The sequence below is a fragment of the Sphingobacterium kitahiroshimense genome (assembly GCF_025961315.1).
GTDB lineage: Bacteria > Bacteroidota > Bacteroidia > Sphingobacteriales > Sphingobacteriaceae > Sphingobacterium > Sphingobacterium anhuiense.
On record NZ_JAOQNK010000001.1, the window covers coordinates 1867878 to 1889318 of the forward strand.

General features: G+C 35.0%; 20 protein-coding genes. 6 read left to right on the plus strand and 14 right to left on the minus strand.

Going from position 1 to position 21441, the window contains the following annotated elements; genetic code table 11:
- Window positions 1-33 precede the first annotated feature (33 nt).
- The gene (locus M2265_RS08510; protein ID WP_132772813.1) at window positions 34-507 is read left to right on the plus strand and encodes a universal stress protein; all 474 of its coding nucleotides are present in this window, start codon (window positions 34-36) and stop codon (window positions 505-507) included.
- A gap of 124 nt (window positions 508-631) precedes the next feature.
- On the opposite strand, the gene M2265_RS08515 is transcribed toward M2265_RS08510, so the two are convergent.
- The 7 genes from M2265_RS08515 to M2265_RS08545 all read right to left on the minus strand — a co-directional run bounded on the left by M2265_RS08515 (window position 632) and on the right by M2265_RS08545 (window position 8320).
- Window positions 632-1801: an RsmB/NOP family class I SAM-dependent RNA methyltransferase gene (locus tag M2265_RS08515; RefSeq protein ID WP_132772814.1), complete on the minus strand. Its 1170-nt coding sequence runs from the start codon at window positions 1799-1801 to the stop codon at window positions 632-634.
- Window positions 1802-1803: 2 nt separating this feature from the next.
- Window positions 1804-3093 (minus strand): ABC transporter substrate-binding protein, encoded by a 1290-nt coding sequence (locus M2265_RS08520; protein WP_165905974.1) that lies wholly within the window; start codon window positions 3091-3093, stop codon window positions 1804-1806.
- Window positions 3050-4600, minus strand: coding sequence for a glutamine-hydrolyzing GMP synthase (gene guaA / locus M2265_RS08525; RefSeq protein WP_132772818.1), 1551 nt, complete (start codon window positions 4598-4600; stop codon window positions 3050-3052). The genes M2265_RS08520 and guaA overlap by 44 nt, the downstream gene beginning before the upstream one ends.
- A 137-nt stretch (window positions 4601-4737) precedes the next feature.
- Window positions 4738-5991, minus strand: a complete 1254-nt coding sequence (locus tag M2265_RS08530; RefSeq protein WP_132772820.1) for a tetratricopeptide repeat protein — start codon at window positions 5989-5991, stop codon at window positions 4738-4740.
- A 144-nt stretch (window positions 5992-6135) separates the two neighbouring features.
- The gene (gene pyrF / locus M2265_RS08535) at window positions 6136-6972 is read right to left on the minus strand and encodes an orotidine-5'-phosphate decarboxylase (protein WP_132772822.1); all 837 of its coding nucleotides are present in this window, start codon (window positions 6970-6972) and stop codon (window positions 6136-6138) included.
- A 16-nt stretch (window positions 6973-6988) separates the two neighbouring features.
- On the minus strand, window positions 6989-7567 hold the full coding sequence (locus M2265_RS08540) for a TlpA family protein disulfide reductase (protein WP_132772823.1): 579 nt from the start codon (window positions 7565-7567) through the stop codon (window positions 6989-6991).
- A 9-nt stretch (window positions 7568-7576) separates the two neighbouring features.
- Window positions 7577-8320, minus strand: a complete 744-nt coding sequence (locus M2265_RS08545; protein ID WP_021192251.1) for an RluA family pseudouridine synthase — start codon at window positions 8318-8320, stop codon at window positions 7577-7579.
- A gap of 126 nt (window positions 8321-8446) precedes the next feature.
- On the opposite strand from M2265_RS08545, the gene panB reads away from it, so the two are divergent.
- Window positions 8447-9262, plus strand: coding sequence for a 3-methyl-2-oxobutanoate hydroxymethyltransferase (gene panB, locus M2265_RS08550; RefSeq protein WP_132772825.1), 816 nt, complete (start codon window positions 8447-8449; stop codon window positions 9260-9262).
- A gap of 13 nt (window positions 9263-9275) precedes the next feature.
- Entirely contained in the window at window positions 9276-9884 is a 609-nt protein-coding gene (locus M2265_RS08555; protein WP_132772826.1) for a hypothetical protein, read from the plus strand.
- A 116-nt stretch (window positions 9885-10000) separates the two neighbouring features.
- Here the strand turns inward: M2265_RS08555 and M2265_RS08560 are convergent, their stop codons facing one another.
- From M2265_RS08560 to dinB, 6 genes are all read right to left on the minus strand, one after another.
- Entirely contained in the window at window positions 10001-10204 is a 204-nt protein-coding gene (locus M2265_RS08560) for a YwbE family protein (RefSeq protein ID WP_021192254.1), read from the minus strand.
- 71 nt (window positions 10205-10275) lie between these two features.
- The gene (rseP, locus tag M2265_RS08565; protein ID WP_132772828.1) at window positions 10276-11601 is read right to left on the minus strand and encodes an RIP metalloprotease RseP; all 1326 of its coding nucleotides are present in this window, start codon (window positions 11599-11601) and stop codon (window positions 10276-10278) included.
- Window positions 11602-11625: 24 nt separating this feature from the next.
- Window positions 11626-12780 (minus strand): 1-deoxy-D-xylulose-5-phosphate reductoisomerase, encoded by a 1155-nt coding sequence (locus M2265_RS08570; protein WP_132772830.1) that lies wholly within the window; start codon window positions 12778-12780, stop codon window positions 11626-11628.
- A 15-nt stretch (window positions 12781-12795) separates the two neighbouring features.
- On the minus strand, window positions 12796-13584 hold the full coding sequence (locus tag M2265_RS08575; RefSeq protein ID WP_021192257.1) for a hypothetical protein: 789 nt from the start codon (window positions 13582-13584) through the stop codon (window positions 12796-12798).
- Between the two features lie 154 nt (window positions 13585-13738).
- The gene (locus tag M2265_RS08580) at window positions 13739-15868 is read right to left on the minus strand and encodes a S9 family peptidase (RefSeq protein ID WP_132772832.1); all 2130 of its coding nucleotides are present in this window, start codon (window positions 15866-15868) and stop codon (window positions 13739-13741) included.
- Window positions 15869-15970: 102 nt separating this feature from the next.
- Entirely contained in the window at window positions 15971-17068 is a 1098-nt protein-coding gene (dinB, locus tag M2265_RS08585; protein WP_132772834.1) for a DNA polymerase IV, read from the minus strand.
- Window positions 17069-17385: 317 nt separating this feature from the next.
- Between dinB and M2265_RS08590 the strand changes: the two genes are divergently transcribed.
- Window positions 17386-17706: a hypothetical protein gene (locus M2265_RS08590; RefSeq protein WP_243655496.1), complete on the plus strand. Its 321-nt coding sequence runs from the start codon at window positions 17386-17388 to the stop codon at window positions 17704-17706.
- 143 nt (window positions 17707-17849) lie between these two features.
- Here M2265_RS08590 and dnaB read toward each other — a convergent pair whose 3' ends face one another.
- Window positions 17850-19457: a replicative DNA helicase gene (gene dnaB / locus M2265_RS08595; RefSeq protein WP_132772836.1), complete on the minus strand. Its 1608-nt coding sequence runs from the start codon at window positions 19455-19457 to the stop codon at window positions 17850-17852.
- A gap of 432 nt (window positions 19458-19889) precedes the next feature.
- Between dnaB and ubiE the strand changes: the two genes are divergently transcribed.
- Together ubiE and M2265_RS08605 are read left to right on the plus strand one after the other, a co-directional pair.
- On the plus strand, window positions 19890-20630 hold the full coding sequence (gene ubiE / locus M2265_RS08600) for a bifunctional demethylmenaquinone methyltransferase/2-methoxy-6-polyprenyl-1,4-benzoquinol methylase UbiE (RefSeq protein WP_132772838.1): 741 nt from the start codon (window positions 19890-19892) through the stop codon (window positions 20628-20630).
- Window positions 20631-20663: 33 nt separating this feature from the next.
- Window positions 20664-21428, plus strand: coding sequence for an SDR family NAD(P)-dependent oxidoreductase (locus M2265_RS08605; RefSeq protein WP_021192261.1), 765 nt, complete (start codon window positions 20664-20666; stop codon window positions 21426-21428).
- Window positions 21429-21441 lie beyond the last annotated feature (13 nt).

The window sequence follows — 21441 nt, forward strand, 5'->3', positions numbered from 1 at the left end:
ATATGTACGAATATAAACTTTAATATCAGAACCATGGATACCAATGTTGTAAAAATAACGAGAATATTAGTTGCTGTGGACGATGAACCATGTTCACATAAAGCGATTTCCTATGCTAAAGAAATGGTTAAAAAATTTGAAGCTTCAGTAGCTTTAGTGACGGTTACCTCTCCCACTTCTCCTGCCAGCTATGGTGCAGATCCGCTGTTAGGTCAACAACCAATCATCATACCCGAAGTATCGGAAATAGAGCAGCAGAATGCTCAAAAATACTTAGAAGAACTAGGACAAGAGTTCGAAGGCGCTAATGAAGTTTTCTTATTCAATAGAATAGGCTCGGTAAAAGAAGAAATACTAGCCACTTCTCATGAGTGGTCAGCTGATCTCATCGTAATGGGATCAAATGGTAGAACAGGGTTTGATCATTTTATCTCGGGCTCCGTTTCTGAAGCTGTAATTAGAAAAGCAACATGTCCTGTGCTCGTTGTACCGGGTAAATGTGAATAAACTAATTCAAATCTAATAGTTCTATAATTATAAAAGCCATTTGCGATATGCAAATGGCTTTTATAATTATAAAAGCCATTTGCGATATGCAAATGGCTTTTATAATTATAAATTTCTTATTTTATTAAAGTTTGATTAAACGGGCAACAAACATACTATCCGCCTTTTCATAATATCCTTTTAATACTTTATAAGAATGGAGACTATACCCCAGTTCTTTTTGAATATAAGCAATCACCTCCTCATTTTCTTTCTCAAAAACAGAACAAGTGATGTATACCAACGGTTTACCCACTTTCAAATGCAATGAAACATTTTTAGCAATTTCTTTTTGCAATGTGGCAAACTCATCGATCTTCTTTGCATTAAAATAACTAATATTTTCAGGGCTTCGACCCCAAGTTCCAGAGCCGGTGCATGGAGCATCTAAAATAACTCCATCAAAAAGCTCAACTCCCAAAATAGGCGTAGTATCTTTCGTTAAATCAACTATTTTTTTTCGATAAGCTTTTATACCAGCCCTTTCAAAACGTTCATCTAAATTACGCAGAATGCTCATACGAACATCTGAAACCAATAAATTAGTAGTCGGATGCTTATCTAGGAACAATAAAGCCTTACCACCAGAAGCGGCACAGGCATCCCACCAATTTTCTTTCGGCAAAGCATCCATAAATTCAAGGGTCCGCTGAGAAGAAAGATCTTGCACTTCGATTACACCATCGAGATCCTTAAACCGCTGTAGTGAAGTTCCATTTGCTAAAGCAACAGTTTGTTCCGTTATAAATTTATAGCCGATCTGTTCCGCTTCAAAAATAGCTTTCACAAACTTTTCCTTACCTTTTCTAATCCGAATAAATAAGTCAGGTTGCAAGAATTGATTTTGTATAAAATCAACCTGATCTATCGCAGATGAAAGGTAATTTTTAAAAGGAAAAATGGTATCTAGCTCCAATAATTCTAGTTTTTTTAAAAAAGCTATTTTTTCTTCCAATGATAGGCTTAAATTCCAATCAGGTTCAAATAAAGCGACAAATGGACTTTCTGTTTCACATAAGTACTCCGCAATGATTAATCTTTTTTGTTGAGAAAGCTGCGTTGCCCCCTTACCCAATCGAAAATAATTATAACACAACCGGGAAGTCCATTTTCTGTCCTTTGATCCCATTTGCTTATTAATTTTAAAAAATGAAGTTAGATAACGAGCAAACGGCTCATTCCCTTCATAACCATCCATTGCTCTTTCAAAATTACGAATTTGCTGCTGTACTCTTTTTTCACTAAAATCACTCATCTTTACTTCCTATCAAAACTATTATTACGATACACCATAAATCGAACCCCTCTATTTACATATCCCCACTCAGGAAAGTAATCAAAACTAAAATCACTATTTATTCCAGAATAGGTTTCCTTAACCAAATGTTGCGCGTAGTCATCGCCATACTTAGCAATTAAGCCCCCAAAATAAATAGCGGCATCGTAACCTTTATAAGAAAAATCTGATGGAATTACCTGAAACTTATTCTTATACTTTTGATTAAATCGTCTTGTTCGCTCAGCATTTTCATCCACTAATGTTGATGTCGTCACGGTCAACTCATAACGATCAATATTCGTGTAATCTTCAAAAGATAATTTTGCCCAATTTGGGTGACCATACAATTTAAAAGCATAACCCGACTCACTGCTTTGCACGTCCATATTTGCTAATAATGCTCTAATCTGATTTCTATTTGTAGTACCACAGACAATATGATTAGTCCCAGCAACAACTAAGTTTTCGTTTAATTCAGCTATAGAAGTCACAACTTTTATTTGCAGACTTTTATTATAACCCAATGCCTCTGATGCAAAGTTATCCAAAAACTGTTTACTATCACCATCTTGTATATTGTAAACCAAAACAACGTCGCCGTAAGCATATTGCTTGGCTACATGCTTCGCCATAATTTCAGAGTGAGCACGAATAGAAGGTGTTAAAGACACTAAATTGGGAATCGCAAACTCGGAAGCCAAAGTTGCCGCTAAAGGTGAAATTTGTAAAATATTTTTCTCTTTAAAGGCTTGTGAAAATGCTCTAATCTCTTTTGGATAAACAGGTCCTACAATTAAATTGGCATTTTTTATAGACGCTGAAGCAGCTAAAGATGTGTTTCTAAAATTATCATCTTCAGAATCTATAACCTTTAAACTAAATTTACTTCCTTTTTCACCCAATTCTTCCAAGCCAAGTTGAAACCCTTGATAAAAATCCAACGCTAAAGCCGATCTTTTAACGTCTTCAGCCGTGGGACGCATACCTGCGATACGGTTTAATTGAAAAGGTAAGAGAAGAGCAATTGATTTTTGATTTTTAAGGCTTTCACTCGCTTTAGCAGCTTCGAGTTTTCTGGCATCTTCAGCCTGTTCAGCAGCAGTTTTACCACTATTATTAGAAACAGTACCCTGCTCACCTTTACTAGAAGGTGAGCGAAGTACGCCTGTTTTTTTTGTCGTACAGCTTGCAAGACTTAAAGCCAATGCTACTGCAAGAGCAATTTTATTCCCACTCAATCGTCGCTGGTGGTTTTGAACTGATATCATATACAACTCTATTAATGCCTTTGACGTGGTTGATAATTTCATTTGAAATCTTTGCCAACAAATCATAAGGTAAGTGAATCCAATCTGCAGTCATGCCGTCCAATGAACCTACAGCACGTAAACTAACAACATGCTCATATGTACGCTCATCGCCCATCACTCCTACAGAACGAACAGGAAGAAAAATCGTGCCAGCTTGCCAAACCTTATCATACCATCCTGCTTCTTTCAAATTACGGATGTAAATATCATCAGCTTCTTGTACAATACGTACACGATCTTCAGTGATATCTCCTAAGATACGAATAGCTAACCCTGGACCAGGAAAAGGATGTCTACCTAAAATAGCTGGATCAACACCCAATGTTTTACCAACACGTCTTACTTCGTCTTTAAATAAAGTCTTCAGAGGCTCTACTACTTTCAGCTTCATGTAGTCAGGTAAACCGCCAACATTATGATGCGATTTAATAGTCGCAGAAGGCCCCTTAACCGATACCGATTCAATGATATCTGGATAAATAGTACCTTGACCTAACCATTTTGCCTCAATACCTTCAGGTAATTCCTTTTGAATTTCTTTTGCTGCCTCATCGAATACATCGATAAAAGAATTACCGATAATTTTACGTTTTTGTTCAGGATCAGAAACACCAGCTAAACGACCAAAAAATAATTCTTTTGCGTTTATACCTTTAATGTTAAGTCCCATGTTTTTATATGAATCCAAAACCTGTTCAAATTCACCTTTACGTAACAAACCATGATCAACAAAAATACAATGCAAATTTTTGCCAATGGCTTGATGTAATAAAACAGCTGCAACAGTAGAATCAACTCCTCCTGATAATGCCAAAATTACGTGATCGTCACCTAATTCCGCTTTCAGAGAAGCAACACTTGTTTCAGCAAAAGCATCTGGAGTCCACTCTTGAGCACATCCACAGATCTCCACAACAAAGTTTTTCAATAAAACTACACCATCTGTACTGTGGGTCACCTCTGGATGAAATTGAATACCAAAAGTTCTTGTACCGATAATGTGATAAGCTGCTACACGTACTTTATCTGTACTTGCGATAATTTCAAAGTTTGAAGGAACTTCTTTAATAGTATCACCATGAGACATCCATACTTGAGACTGAACCGGTACACCCGCTAATAATTCATTCTCAGCATTCACAAATTGCAAATTAGCACGTCCATATTCACGGATTTCCGAAGGTAATACTTCACCTCCTGATTTTTGAGCGATATATTGTGCACCATAACAAACACCTAATAAAGGAAAACGCTCTTGAATTGATTTAAAATCAATTTGAGGAGCTTCCTCTTGTCTTACTGAATATGGACTTCCCGAAAGGATTACTCCCTTTACAGTCTCGTCAAATTCAGGTAATTTGTTAAATGGGTGAATTTCACAATACACATTAAGTTCTCTTACACGACGCGCGATTAATTGCGTGTATTGCGAACCAAAGTCAAGAATTATAATTTTTTCTGGCATGGCGCAAAGTTACGCATTTGATATGAATTTATTGAAAGGAAATTTGACTTAAATCTTCTCAAAATACTCATTCTGTATAAAACACACCCTATTTTTATTGCAAAAAAATAACAGCTTTTGATCAGGCTTAAATAACATTAATCACTAAAACAGTTTTCCCATGCTGCTTTAAATTTTGAAGAAAATCTATAATCTTCCTTTTCCAAAGTTTCGAGTAGCTGTTTTTTTGCCTCATATTTTGTCTTGATTTTAATGTCCTGAAATAAATCTTTAGACTTATTCTCTTTCCCATCAACATGATATAAGACTGCTAGACCTACCAAAATATCAACCTCTGCAGAATCAGTAACAAGCGCCCGTTCAAACATTTCAATAGCTTTAGATAATTGATTCAATTCAAATAAAGCATAAGCATAGTTACTTAGAATCATTGTTTGATTTGGATTTTTACGTAAAACCAAATCATAATATTCAGCAGCTTTTGGATAATTATTAAGAACATCATAGGTCAGTGCCAATGCAGCATAGATATCTAGATCAGAATTTCCCAGACTAATTACTTTTAATAGGTCATTTTGCGCCTCTTGATATTTCTTTAAATCAAAAAAGATAGCATATCTATTTTCATAATAAACAGGATTATCACGATCCAATTCAATAGCTTTATCCAAATCCTTCTTTGCAGCTTCCAGTTTGTTTAGATCTTGAAATATCAAACCTCTATTATTGTAGTACATCGCTGCTTCTGGAGATTTTTTAATTGCGTTCCCAAGAAGGTCAACAGCTCTTAAATTATCTTTTTGACGTTGATAGGCCAAGGCTCCATAAAAGTAAACATCAGCTATAAATCGAGGTTCTTTGATATCTTCTCCACTTACCATGCTATTCTCGAAAAGCTTAAATACATTTATCAATTCATCATCCTTGCGCATTTCATTAAGTAACTTCAAATAATTATTATAATAACGAGCATTATTTTTTTCCAATTGGAGTACCTTTTGATAATCAGATCTTGCCAATTCGGGTTTTAAATCAAAATAATAAGTATTACCTCTTATATCGTAAAACGAATGATTATCAGGATCTAATGCGATACCCTTCGTGGCAGTCTCAATAATAGTTGCGTTTCTTTTCAGTGCAATTAAGATGTAGCATTTCAATTCGTAATAAGCACTTATTGTTTTATCTTGAGCGATAAGCTTATCGATAAGTTTTAAAGCTTCTTCGTGCTTGTTAGATTTGTAAAGTTTCCAGACTAACTGATACATATCTTCACTAGACTTCGTTGAAGTAAAAACTTCACCCTCTACAATATTTTCGATCTCTTGTGCATCAACCACACAGCCAGTTCCTAGCATACATGCTAATAGTAGAGTACTCACTACATTCATTGTTATCTATTTTATATTTTAAATTTACAATTTCTTCTTTATGAATAATCACGATCAATCATCTAAATACATAAAATAAAATCTCCAACAAAAAAGCTTCAGACCTTTCGATCTGAAGCTTTTCAATATGCCGATATGTAAGAATTAACTAATAATTCCAGCCTTAATTAATTCGGCTTCCATCTCTTGTTGTAATTTCAAAGCCTCTTCTCTTGCTTTCTCCGCAAAATCATGTCCTTTTGAAGCATAGATAATACCTCTTGTGCTGTTTACTAAAAGGCCACAATCCTTATTCATTCCATATTGACAGACATCTTGAAGAGAACCTCCCTGCGCTCCAACACCCGGAACTAAAAGGAAATGATCAGGAGCATGCTCACGAATCTTAATAAAACCTTCACCACGGGTCGCACCTACTACATACATCAGGTTTTCAATTGTTCCCCATGTATTCACTTTATCAATGACTTGCTCAAATAACTGCAAACCTGATTCATTCTTAAAATTTTGAAAATCCAGGCTTCCTGCATTTGATGTCAATGCCAGTACAATTGCCCATTTTCCATCAAAATCTAAAAAGGGAGTAACAGAATCATTTCCCATATATGGTGCTATCGTTATGGAATCAAAACCTAATCCCGATTGCTTTTCATCAAAAAATGCCTGTGCATACATTTTTGATGTATTTCCGATATCACCACGTTTAGCATCAGCAATACTCAAACAATCTTTAGGTAAAGCCTCCCAAGTTTTTTGCAAAGACTGCCATCCTTTAATACCGTAACTCTCATAAAATGCGATATTCGGTTTGTATGCGACACACAAATCTGATGTAGCATCAATAATGGCTTTATTAAAGGTATAAATTGGATCCTCCTCTGCCAGTAGATGCTCAGGTATTTTTGTAATATCTGTATCTAAACCAACACAAAGAAATGATTTTTTTATCTTAATCTGTTGAATAAGTTCTGCTCTAGTCATACCGGTTATTCTGTACTTATTTTTTTGTTAATTCAATTATAAAATCTGAAACTTCCTGGCGAGAATAATCTGCTAAACCTTCATGTTTAGTAGCAATCTCACCATGTTTATTGATAATCAATGTCGTTGGTATAGAACCACCTAACCATTCTTTAGGAATTTGTGAATTTGGATAATAAACGGGTAGATTTAATTGTTTACCCGCCATAAATTTATTTGCCTTCTCAGATTCTCCTTCAATTTCTACAATCAGAAAAACGACTTCACTATTACCTTTCAATCGTTCATATAACGTAGCAATGGAAGGCATTTCTGCAATGCAAGGAGGACACCATGTGGCCCAAAAATTAATGAATACAACTTTACCCTTTAGATCGTTCATATTCACGATCTCCCCTTTATCATTTTTAAAAGAAATGTTATTCTGAACAGAAATCTGCGAATCTATTTTTTCAGGTTCTTCCAATGTTGGTTTAAATAAACCAATTTTCATTAAGCCTTGTTGAAAATAAGCTCTACTTGTTGGCCACAAAAGCAAAAGAATGATAACGACAAATACTGAATTGCCAATTATTTTTTTTGTTTTCGGATTCATGATCGGCATTTAAGAATCAAACTTTTCTAACTGTTTAAGCAAAGTCGCAAAATCCTTTGGATATGGGGCTTCAAACTCAAACTTCTTTCCGTCAATTGTAAAGTCAACATACCGGGAGTGCAAAGCAAAGCGCTTCATAATTGGTAGTTCCTCTTCATTTTTAGCCAAAGAAAACCCACGTTTTTTAATCTGTGACAAGTATACCGGTTTTCCATGATACATATCATCTCCCACAATTGCAGCTTTCTGTGTGGCTAAGTGAATACGAATTTGATGCATACGGCCTGTAATAGGCTTACATTCGACTAAAGTATAGTGGTTAAAATAACGTATTGAATTAAAAATTGTAGTAGCCGCCTTACCTTTGGCGCGATCTATTGACACATTTTTGCTTCCTTGATTTAAAATGGGTAACTCAACTTTTAAATCCGTAAATGTATGTGTGCCTGCAATGATAGCATGATATACCTTATTGACACGACGTCTTTCAAATTCAATAGAAACAGAACGGTAGGTCTCAGGATTTTTAGCAATCAGTAATAATCCAGAAGTTTCCTTATCTAACCGGTGACAAATCTGCGCATCTGCGTAATATTTTTTTGCTAATCGTAAAATATTGATCTCTCCTCCTTCACGCTCATCTAGCGAAGCAATGAAAGGGGGTTTATTGATAACAATCAAATTATCATCTTCAAAAACAATTAGATCGGAAAATTTTGGAAATTTAAATAAGCGAGTTTCGTTTTCTCTCATCCTGCAAAAATAGTAAAATCAAAGCAATTTAATCTGCTAATTACCAAACTATCATTTTAAAATCAATAATTAATGACCTTAATTCAACGAATTTCTCTAATTTTGGTTAATTTAAACAAATCAGTAATGTCTGTAAATAAAGAAATAAAACGTATCACTACAGTACAGGTACAGGAAATGAAACATCGTCATGAAAAAATCGCGATGTTAACAGGTTATGATTTCACCATGGCAAAAGCACTTGACGAAGGTGGCATCGATATCATTTTAGTAGGCGACTCCGCTGCGAACGTATTTGCAGGCTATGAAACAACACTGCCCATCACCTTAGACCAGATGATCTACCACGCGGCATCTGTTGTGAGAGGTACAACTAGAGCAATGGTTGTAGTGGATCTTCCTTTCGGCGAATATCAGGGAAGCATCGATCAAGCCTATTTATCTGCAGTACGTGTCATGAAAGAGTCGGGAGCACACGCCCTTAAATTGGAAGGTGGTCTAGAAATCATTGACAACATTAAGAAAATTATAAATGCGGGCATACCAGTTTGTGGACATCTGGGATTAACACCACAAGCAATTAATAAATTTGGAAATTTTGGTGTTCGTGCTAAAGATGATAATGAAGCCGAAAAATTAAAGGCCGATGCGCTAGCACTGCAAGAAGCAGGTTGTTTTGCCATCGTGTTGGAAAAAATACCAGCAGCACTTGCTGCCGAAGTAAGTGCAAGTTTAGCGATACCGACTATTGGTATAGGCGCTGGTAACCACTGTGACGGACAAGTTCTAGTTGTCAATGATATGCTAGGTATGACGAAAGGCTTTAAACCTAAGTTTTTAAGACAATATGCACAATTATATCAAGAAATAACGGGAGCTGTAGGACAATATGTAGCTGATGTAAAATCAGTTAATTATCCAAATGATAATGAACAGTATTAACATATAAACTGTCATGACCAAAGTTATATTAATAGTTGGACTTATTTTATTTTTATTGTACTACATCAGTAAAAAGCTGTCCGCGTCATTTACCGCAACCAATAGTCCAGCTATTATTGTAAAAAATGGTTATCAAAAAATAGATACATCCAAAGTTATCATAGCAGATACATCTCAAAAGGTAATGAAAAATGTAGGCATAGGAGCAATTTTATTGATTATTATGCTTGCGCTGATAATCAAGATAAAGATTTTACTATTCCTATTTCCAATATCAATATACATGATTGGTTACCTTTTTCTTTTTAAGAATCATTTAAAGAAAACGAGCAGTCAAGTAATTTGGTATAATAAGCAAACTGAAGATGTAATCATTGAATCTATGACAAAAGACCCTTATCACTTTAATTTGTTACGAGATGTTAAGGCAGTGCAACAAATTGAATCAATCCAAAATACAAAAGGATTATTATTTGGGTACTTTAGAATAAAAACACAAAAAGAGATTATAGAGATTCCGTATTTAGTCTTTCAAAATAATCCAAGCAATTATTTGTTTTTTGATTCCCTACAAAAGAATTTTAAAATAGATATTCAGAAAAAGATATTTCCGATCATCTAAGACCAGTTATAAATCTGGTCTATAATGAAGATCGAAAGAGCAATTTCTTAAAATGTTTTATAAAAAAAGCTTCTATCCTATTAGGTCAGAAGCTTTTTTTATAAAACTAAAATAGGTTAAAAGTCATCCTCAATTATCTCTGCAACTCGACCGATCTGACCATCCATCAAGCGAACCTTGATTCCTCTATGGTGAAATGGTGCAGATGTCAGAAGATCCTTAACAATACCTTCAGTAAGTTCTCCTGATCGCTGATCTTTTTTCAAGATAATGTTAACCAACATACCAGGTTTAATCGTTGCTCTTGTTTTTCCATCCATAATACAAATATCTAAAAATAAAAAGGGTCTTACAAATTAAGTAAGACCCCCTTGTATAAACTTAATATCCCTTACTTGAATAATTTAAAAATGTCATTTCCAAAAATAAAGACCATTAGAGCAAGTAAAATAAAGAAACCTACCATCTGTGCCTTCTCTAAGAATTTTTCACTTAATGGTTTTCCTTGGATCATTTCGATCAACAAGAATACCACGTGTCCACCATCTAATGCCGGTATCGGTAATAAATTCATGAATGCCAAAGCCATAGACAACATACCTACTAATGACCAGAAGCGTACCCAATCCACTTCAGTACCGAACAACTGGGCAATACCTACAGGACCTGATAAAGCTTTATCGGCACGAATCTCTCCCTTAAATATCTTACCAAATCCTTTTGCATTATCAGTAATAACCGTGAATGCTTTCTTTGCCCCCATTGGCAAAGACTCCATTAAACTATAATGAATCGTAAATGTTTTAATGGTTTGATCCGGATTAACATTAAAACCCAAAATCGCATCAGAAGGCACAACACCTTTTAAAGATTGTTCTTGACCATCGCGTACAATTTTCAATTCAACTGGTTTTCCGACTTTTGCTTTCAATTGGTCCTTAAACTGATCAAAAAACTGAATTGGCGTATTGTCAACTGCAACAATACTATCGCCTTTAAGAAAACCCATTTTAACTGCTTCTGAACCCGGTTGAATAGCTGCAACAGAGGTCATTTTCATCCGTGGTTCTATAAATTTCTCATCTTTTTTATCCGCAATTGTATTTAAAATATCCGCTGGAACATGAATTTTTGTATCAGCACCAGCACGATTTACAGTCAGATCTACTCCTCCCATTAATAGTTTAGAGCTAATTAAATCTGAATAGTTTTCAATCTTAGTGCCATCAATAGCCAAAATACGGTCTCCCGCCTGCAAGCCGATTGACTTCCCAATTTCTCCGGGTACAATACCATTCACCAATTGATCATTCTTGATGTCCGTAGTGCCCATTTTAAATGTTAACATCCAAAATACAACAACACCAACAATGACATTAACAATAATACCACCTAGCATCACGATCAAACGTTGCCAAGCTGGTTTTGAACGAAACTCCCATTCTTGAGGCTCTCCACTCAATTGCTCAGTATCCATGGATTCGTCAATCATACCAGCAATTTTAACATAGCCACCTAAAGGCAACCAGCCAATTCCATATTCACAGTCTTTATATTTGAATTTAAATAATTTGACACCCCATGCATCAAAAAATAAATAAAATTTTTCTACTTTAATTCCAAAAGCGCGTGCCGCTAAAAAATGGCCCAACTCATGCAATACGATCAAAATTGACAAGCCCAATATGACTTGTGCCACCATAATTAAAACACCCATGTATCTTCTTCTATAATTATTTACTTAATTGATTATTTCTTGCGCAACTCTCCTTGCAGCATAATCGGACTCAATATAGTCATCTAGACTTGGTCTCGCAAGATAATTTACTTTTTCCAATACAGTCTCGATCACATCACTCATTCCTAAAAAACTAATCTTATCCTTCAAAAATGCATCCACAACGACTTCATTTGCTGCGTTGAGTACACAGGCACTATTCCCTCCCTTTCGTAAAGAATCATAAGCTAATGCCAAATTTTTAAAAGTTTCCAAATCTGGCTTTTCGAAAGTTAATTCTGGATAATCCATAAAATTAAACCGTTCAAAAGTATTCATTAAACGATTTGGATAAGACAGGGCATACTGTATCGGTAACTTCATATCTGGCAATCCGAGTTGTGCTTTTAAAGATCCATCTTGAAACTGTACAAGCGAATGTACAATGGACTGAGGATGTACAATTACATCAACTTGGTCTACTTTCAGATCAAAAAGCCATTTTGCTTCGATTACTTCAAGTCCTTTATTCATTAATGAAGCCGAGTCAATCGTAATCTTAGCACCCATTACCCAATTCGGATGTTTCAAAGCATGTTCCTTTGTTACGGAAGTCAATATCGAACGGTCCTTCCCACGAAAAGGCCCTCCAGAGGCAGTGATATATATTTTTTCAATTGGATTAGCTTCTTCACCAACCAAACATTGGAAAATCGCTGAATGCTCCGAGTCGACTGGCAACATCTTAACTTGATATTGAGAAGCTAAGCTCATCACCAATTCACCCGCAACAACCAGTGTTTCTTTGTTAGCTAGTGCGATATCCTTACCGCAGGAAATAGCCTTAACAGTAGGTCTGAGTCCAGCAGCACCTACAATGGCATTCAAAACAACATCAACCGACTCAAACTGTACCACTTCTTCTAAAGCCTGCATACCTGAGTAAACCGCAATTTGAGTATGTCCTAATTTTGATTTAACAAAATCAACTTGTTCTTCATTGATAATAACAACAGCGTCGGGCAAAAATTCTAATGCCTGCGCTACTAACAAAGTAGCATTTGAACCGCAGGTCAATACTACAACATGAAAAAGATCAGGAAAGGCGCGTACCACATCTAAGGTTTGTGTACCTATACTACCCGTTGAACCTAAAACCGCAATTCCTTTTTTATTCAAAATCAAAATTATTTATTAAAATATATTACTTAAAATACTCGGATCTTCACTACCCTTATATTCTTGAACCATATCTCGGTAAGCAACTGTATAGACAACAGAAGTTAACGGGATAATTAAAAATGAATTTATTAAACTAAATATAATTGCCATAATGGAATACTCCATATAAACACAATAAATATTTAATACGCTAACAAAAGCTAAACTCAATAAAATTAAAAATAAACGAATTATATTTCCTTTCGTAATCGCCAGACTCCAACGCAAAGACTTCATGACACTAATTCCTTTATCAATAATAAAAAAAGGAAAGAATGAGATACGAAGCAATATAAAGAAGGATAAGATTGCTCCTACATTTGGTACGATCTCAAATGATACCACCTCCGTATCTATACCCATATAGATAAGCGGGAAACAAACAATCATAGCAAAAAAAAGAATCAGTATAGAAGCTAATGTAAAAACGACAATTCCACCTAAAAAATTAATTAATTCTGCCCAGGAAGGCCATGTTTTAACAACACCCACATGCTCTTTATGATCCAATAAATTCAAAATAAATTTAAACAGAAACAATTGTAAGCCTAATAAAGTTACAGCAAATAACAGCATCAAAGGAATTTTGAGAAGTATACTTGAGGTCTCCAAATAAAAAGTTAATTCATGAGCAACAACAAACAATAAAAAAATTGACAATAACAATCCCCCTATTGAGAAATAATGTCCCTTTAGTATATGAATTGATCTGCTTAAAACTTCATTAACAGCAAAAGTGCTCTCCTTGAGAAACTGAATCATCGAAATAAAAATAAATTACACAAAGATGAAATAATTTTTGGTTATCAACAATTTAACAACTCAATATTTCATCTTTTTTTACACACAAAAGATAGCAAAACAAAAAAGCCTTCTCAAATAATATTCTGAGAAGGCTTTAGTTATAGGTACACCTCTATTTAAAGTCCTTTGGAACCGGTTTTTCTAATAAATACTGATAGTAAAAACGTACACGTTCTTTAAAATCATATGCATTTTTAGATCTTTCAAATCCGTGACGACTACCCGGATAAATCATCAACTCGAAAGGTACAGAACGATCGGTCAAAGCATCAACCAATTGCATGGTATTTTGCAAATGAACATTATCGTCCATATCGCCATGCATAATTCTCAAAACACCTTTGTAATTATCCGTATAAGTTAAGACAGAACCATTTTTATATCCCTCTGCATTATCTTGTGGCGTATCCATCCAACGCTCTGTGTAATGGGTATCATACAACTCCCATGATGTCACAGGAGCACCAGCTATCCCAAAATCAAAAACATCTGCGGCTTTAGTCATTGCTAAACATGTCATATAACCGCCATAACTATGACCAGTAATCAAAAATTTATTTTTAGCTACCCAAGGTTTTGCTTTAAACCATTTCGCAACAGTAGAATAATCTATAATTTCCCAGTGCCCCAGATTACGATGCATAAGTGCTACGCCCTGTTTTCCAAATTGTCCAGATGCACGATGATCAGCCGACACTTGAATAACGCCCTCATTAGCCCAATATTGACTTCTTGTACCTTTCCATGTATCTTTCACAGTACCTGCGTCAGGACCACCATATATACTGAAAATAACAGGGTATTCTTTCGCTTCATCAAAATCCGTCGGATAAGTCACGACAACAGGTAAATCATACTGTCCATCATCAGACTTTATAGTAAAGTATTTTGTCTCACCAAATTTATAGGTATTAAAATCCGATGCTCTACTATCGGCCAGTTCTTTTACAATTTTACCCTTATTGTCAACTAGTGCTACCTTATTAGGTGTGCTTACGTTAGAATAATTAGTTATGAAATAATGTCCGTCAGGAGATACTTTTACATCATGCGAATAATCACCAAATGTCAGTCTTTTCATATTCTTACCTGAAAAGTCAACACGATATAGATCATAACGTGCCGAATTCTCTTTACGCGCCATGAAGTAAACTACTTTTGCCTTCTCATCGATATACTCTAATGAAGTCACCTGCCAATCACCCGATGTAATTGGATTTAATAACTTACCATCTAAAGTATAAAGATAATAATGAGCCCAGCCTGTCTTATCTGATTTTAATATATAGTGTTTGTTATCGGCCAGATAGGTGATACGCTCTTCATGATCTAAATTAATCCACGAAGATTGTTTTTCATCATAAATTTCTTTCTTAGCTCCAGAGTTAGGATCAACTTGATAAAATTTCAAATTATTCTGATCACGATTCATCCATTGAACCATGATGTTTTTACTATCAAAACTCCAATAAGGTTGGCCAAAATATTGATCATCCTTTTCGTTAAAATCAGACCAGGTCACTTCTCCACCAGTAGCATTTACAAAACCGACCTTAACTTCTGGATTTGGATCTCCAGCTTTAGGATAACGGGTTTCTTCTAGATAACCGTGTTGACCTTTCGACACATAAATTGGAAACATAGGCACCTTTGTATCATCAAAGCGCATAAAAGCTAACTTCTTACTATCTGGCGACCACCAAAAAGCTTTATAATTAGTTGATCTACCTAAGATCTCCTCATAATACACCCACGATGACCAACCATTGTAGATAACATCTGTACCATCGGTAGTATAACGAATTTCCTTGCCTGTCGTTAAATCAATCGCATACAAATCACTTTTACGTGTAAAAGCAACAAGTTTACCATCTGGTGAAAGTGTTGGGTTTTGCTCTGCAACATCAGGAGAACTTGTCAGTTGCTTAGCTGCTTGACTACCGTCCTGAATAAAAATATCATTTTTTGAAACGTATACTTTGACAGATGATTTGGCAGGAACGACATATAATTCACGTTTCCCACTTTTCAAATCAATTTGATACGTTTTACCATCTTTCGCATCACGTTCTAGATAAGCGACACTGTTTGCCCAACCAGGGTAGAAGTTGACATTTTGTGTTAATGAATTTCGATTTCCCCAAGATTGATCAAAATCCAATCGTTTTTGTTGCGCCTGAACTGTAGATTCTGATACCAGAATAAAAGCCGTAAGACTCAGCGCGGTAATTAATTTACTCATTTAAATATGAAGATTATCTAAGTTTGAGCACTAATATAGGAAATTGCCCCTATTTACAAGAAATTTAAGTTGTAACAAGGTGATTAGACAACTCGAATTTAATTAATCATCAAACAGAGACAATTGATAACCCTCGAAACGGTCATTACTTTCATCTCTAAAATTTGAAATCGAAATCCCCATTAACCGGACCTTTTTATCAAACTCCAGTTTTAGAAGTAATGAAAGTGCAATTTGATACATATCTTCTTGATGTTTAAAAATCTCCAAGATAGAGATACTTCTTGTCAACACCGTAAAATCTGCAAATTTTACTTTTAACGTCAAAGTTCTCCCCCATTTACCACCTTTTTCAAGTCGTGTATAAAGTCGTGAATTTAAGTCTTCCAAAATTGATTTTAATTCTTCTAACTGTCCAATATCACTAGGAAAAGTATCTTCAATACCAATAGATTTACGAATACGATTTGGTACAACTGCTCGATTGTCAATACCTCTCACAATTTGATAAAAAAAATCTCCCGATTTACCAAACCATCGCATCAAATCTACATGTGATTGCTTTTTTAGATCAAGACCTTTAAAAATACCCAAAGAGCGCATTTTATTTGCCGTTACTTTTCCAACTCCAAAAAATTTTTCAACAGGTAGCTCCTCCATAAAAGTTACAATCTTTGAAGGGCCTATAAAAGTTAAACCATCAGGTTTATTCATATCAGAAGCTATCTTTGCCACGAATTTATTAACCGACACCCCAGCAGACACGGTCAAATTAAGTTCGTCTTTTATTTCACGTTTAATTCTCTTAGCAATCTCTAGAGCCGACCCAATATGTTGTTTATCATCCGATACATCTAAAAACGCCTCATCCAAAGATAGCGGTTCAACCAAATCAGTATAACGATAAAAAATGGAACGAATATGATCGGACACCTGTTTGTAAACATCAAATCTAGGACGAGTAAAAATTAAGTGGGGACATAATTTTATAGCTTGTATAGATGACATAGCCGACTTAACACCATATTTTCTCGCCTCATAACTAGCAGTGGCTACAACACCACGTCCATCAGGAGATCCACCAACGGCGATAGGCTTACCCCGTAATTCTTCAAAATCGCGTTGATCAACAGAAGCAAAAAATGCATCCATATCTAAATGAATTATTTTCCTCTTCTTATTTAATATTGTATCATCCATCGTTTTTCAAAAAACAAATTTAGATAATATTATACAGAGAAGTCTCAACATTTACTATTTTGAATTCATCATTACCTAATTCAAAAAAATAAATACGCAGATAAAGGATTGACTATATTCAGAATAACCGACTCCTTCCAGCAAATAAATGCATTACTACATAATTACATTTTTAGACAACCAAAACCAGTAATAATTAAGGAATTATAAATACCTATATAAAAAAAGATGGCCTAAAAATTGATTTAAGTATAAACGAAACTTTATTGTTCATCTAAACAATTTTACTTAAGTTTATTATATAATTAAACTCAGATATGACTAATTCTACAGATACGCAACAAAAAAAAGGAGGTTTTAAAAAATTTTTATTTATCACCATCTTAGTTATTTTAGCAATTGGAGCTAGCATAACATATTATAAATATTACTTCGTTTTTGGAGAAGGTGTTAAATCAGGATATTTAAATTATGCTGTCAAAAAAGGAAATGTTTTCAAAACGTATGAAGGTAAACTTATTCAAGAGGGTTTTGGACAGATGAAAGCTGGTGGTGTAGCAAGCAATCAATTTGAATTTTCAATTGAAGACGATACCGTTTTTAAACAACTCGAATCAAATAGTGGGAAAGTACTTTGATCTGCATTATAAGGAATATCATGGAGCATTACCTTGGCGAGGAAATACGGTCTATATCGTAGATAAAGTAATCAGTATGAAATAAAAGAAGCACTGTTTTGTAAACAGTGCTTCTTTTATTATAACCGTATATTCAAAAGTTATTAAAAAGGCGCATCGTCCGGCATGTCATTCATACGTGAAGGCATTGTAATACCACCAGTCATCCCTCCCATATCACTACCACTAAACATAGCCGAAGGATTCATTGCTGGAGAACTGAATGATGTTGGATTATTAAAACCATCCGCCGCACCAACACCTGTAAATTCATCTTCCAAATCAACAAACTTTACATATTTACCAATAAAACGAAGTGGCACAATACCCGTTTCACCATTACGGTGCTTAGCAATAATAACTTCTCCTACCCCTGCAGTTGAACGGCCTTCTTCATCTTCGGTCATACCGTAATATTCAGGACGGTATAAAAACAATACCATATCTGCATCTTGCTCAATAGATCCGGATTCACGTAAATCAGAAAGCATAGGACGCTTTGAATTCCCTGGACGAGACTCTACTGCACGGCTTAATTGTGAAAGGGCCAATACCGGAACATTTAACTCTTTTGCAACAGATTTCAATGCCCTTGAGATACTACCGATTTCCTGCTCACGATTACCACCACCTTTTCCTTCGGCCTTTCCATGCATAAGTTGCAAATAATCGACAATGACCATCTGGATATCATGCTGCGCTTTTAAACGTCGGCACTTGGCTCTAAATTCAAATACGTTTAATGCTGGTGTATCGTCAATAATTAAAGGTGCTTCAGTCAACCTTCCAATTCTAGAATGCAGTTGCTGCCATTCATGATCAGCCAGATTACCTTTCTTCAACTTCTCCTGTTCAATTTCTGTTTCTCCAGCTATCAAACGATTAACCAATTGCACCGAAGACATCTCAAGAGAGAAAACGGCTACAGGTTTATTATGATCTACAGCAGCATTACGTGCTACAGATAAAACAAAGGCTGTTTTTCCCATCGCAGGACGAGCCGCAATAATTACTAAATCTGAAGGTTGCCATCCGGAGGTCATACGATCTAATGCTGTTAAACCAGAAGGAACACCTGTTAATCCATCTGTACGATCACGCAACAATTCCAAATTTGATATTGCTTCACGCATGATATCATCCATTTTCCTAGAATCTCTTCTTAAATTATTCTGGGCAATATCAAATAAACTCTTCTCTGCATGATCCAAAAGATCAAATATATCCGAAGTTTCATCATAGGCACTATTAATAATCTCTGTTGAAACTTTGATTAATTCACGTTGAATATATTTTTGCGAAATAATACGCGCATGAAATTCGATATTAGCTGCAGAAACAACACGATCAGTTAATTGTGTTATATAATATGCTCCACCAACCATTTCCAGAGCTCCCATTTTTCGAAGCTCAGCAGTAACAGTTAATAAGTCAATAGGAGATGATTTCTGAAATAAGCTAAAAATAGATTCGAAAATTTTCTGATGAGCGTCTTTGTAAAAAGATTCTGGCTTAAGAATATCAATAACTTCACTTAAGGCATTTTTCTCCAACATCAGAGCTCCTAAAACCGCCTCTTCCAAATCTAAAGCCTGTGGAGGAAGTTTACCTAATCCACTGACTAAATTATTGAGTTTGGTTCTACGCTCTCCGAAATTGGTCTTCTTACCAGTTCCAGTATTACTATCTTCAAAATTATTATCGTTACTCATCTTATATGATATCCAAAAACTTGTGCATGTACGCTAAAAAACTGATAGCGGATAGCAAATGTAAAAAAAATAAGGTAGACATTTTTCAAGAGTTGTACACAGTCAAATTAGTTGTGAAAACAATCACCCCAAAAGCTTTTGATAAACATTGATTTACAACTCAAGTTTTCCACATTTGATGTTGAAAAAAATGTTGATAATAAAAAACAGCATCTAATTAACAAGACATTAAGCAACTGTTAACAACTTCCACCAATGTTAATAAAGTTACGCTATTTATCGCAACAATAGCGCAATCAAAAAAATAATAAATAATTAAAAATGTATTCAAATCGTCACGCTGAATAAAGTATTTGCAAGAAAATTTTGCTATTTTGATTTTTCCTTTTCGATCATATTAAAGCTCAATCAGAATATTGTATCTTTGCTACTATGACAAATGAAGCATCATCATTAAAACCATACAAGGACGCAAAAGACGGTAAAAAAGAGCAAGTTGCAGATATGTTTAACAACATATCCAAAACTTATGACTTTTTAAATCATTTTCTATCCTTAGGCATTGATATCATCTGGCGTAAAAAAGCAATTAATGCTTTAAAATCCATCGCTCCGCAATATATGTTAGATGTAGCAACAGGAACTGGTGATTTCGCGCTGGAATCAATTAAAATATTGAATCCAAAAAAAATAATCGGCGTAGACATTTCGCAAGGTATGCTTGATGTTGCACAGCAAAAGATTAAACAAAAAGGTTTATCTGAGCAATTTGAAGTACAACTTGGTGATTCAGAACAGTTGCAATTTGACGACAACACCTTCGATGCTGTAACGGTTGCATTTGGCGTCCGTAATTTTGAAAATCTAAATCAGGGCTTAGCAGATATCTGTCGTGTATTGAAGCCTGGCGGAAAAGCAATAATATTGGAATTTTCTAATCCTAAAAAATTTCCAATTAAACAATTGTATAATTTTTATTTTAAAAGAATAACCCCAACAATAGGAAAACTCTTCTCAAAAGATTCGAGTGCATACTCGTATCTACCTGAATCTGTAGCTCGATTTCCTGATGGTGAAAAATTCGCGGAAATTACAAAAGCCGTTGGTTTTTCAAACACAATAATTCGCCCCCAGACTTTTGGCGTTTGTACGATATATATTGCCACAAAATAGAGAACCAATTTATTTTATTTTAAAATTAATTCAATGTCAAAAACAGTATTCATTACAGGGGCAAGTTCAGGTATTGGAGAAGCTTGTGCAGAAGTCTTAGCGCGTGAAGGATATAATTTATTACTTTGTGCGCGTCGTTTCCAAAGATTAGAGGAAATTAGGGATAGACTTAATAAACAATATCCACAAATTGCGATCCATATCTTTGAACTTGATGTTCGCAATTATGATGAAGTAAAATCTAAAATTGAGAACTTACCTTCAGAGTGGAAAAATATAAATGTACTTATTAATAATGCAGGATTAAGCCAGGGTTTAGATAGCATCCAAGATGGCGATATCGGCGATTGGGATCGCATGATCGACACAAATGTCAAAGGATTATTATATGTTACAAAAACCGTCATACCGCTATTAGAAAATCAAGAGGGAGCACAACATATTGTCAATTTAGGATCTATAGCCGCTAAAGAGGTGTATCCAAATGGAAATGTCTACTGTGCCAGTAAACATGCAGTAGATGCACTTAATAAAGCAATGAGAATTGACTTACTTCCGAAAGGAATAAAAGTAACCGGCATAAATCCGGGAATGGTAGAAACAGAGTTTTCAGAAGTGCGTTTTAAAGGTGATATCGAGCGTGCAAAAAATGTGTATAACGGAGTTGACGCTTTAACGGGAAAAGATATTGCTGAAACAATATCTTTCGTGATTAGCAGACCCAAGCATGTTAACATCAACGATCTCATTATTATGCCAACCGCACAAGCAACAGGAACGATTGTAAATAGAAAATAATAAAATTCAGTTT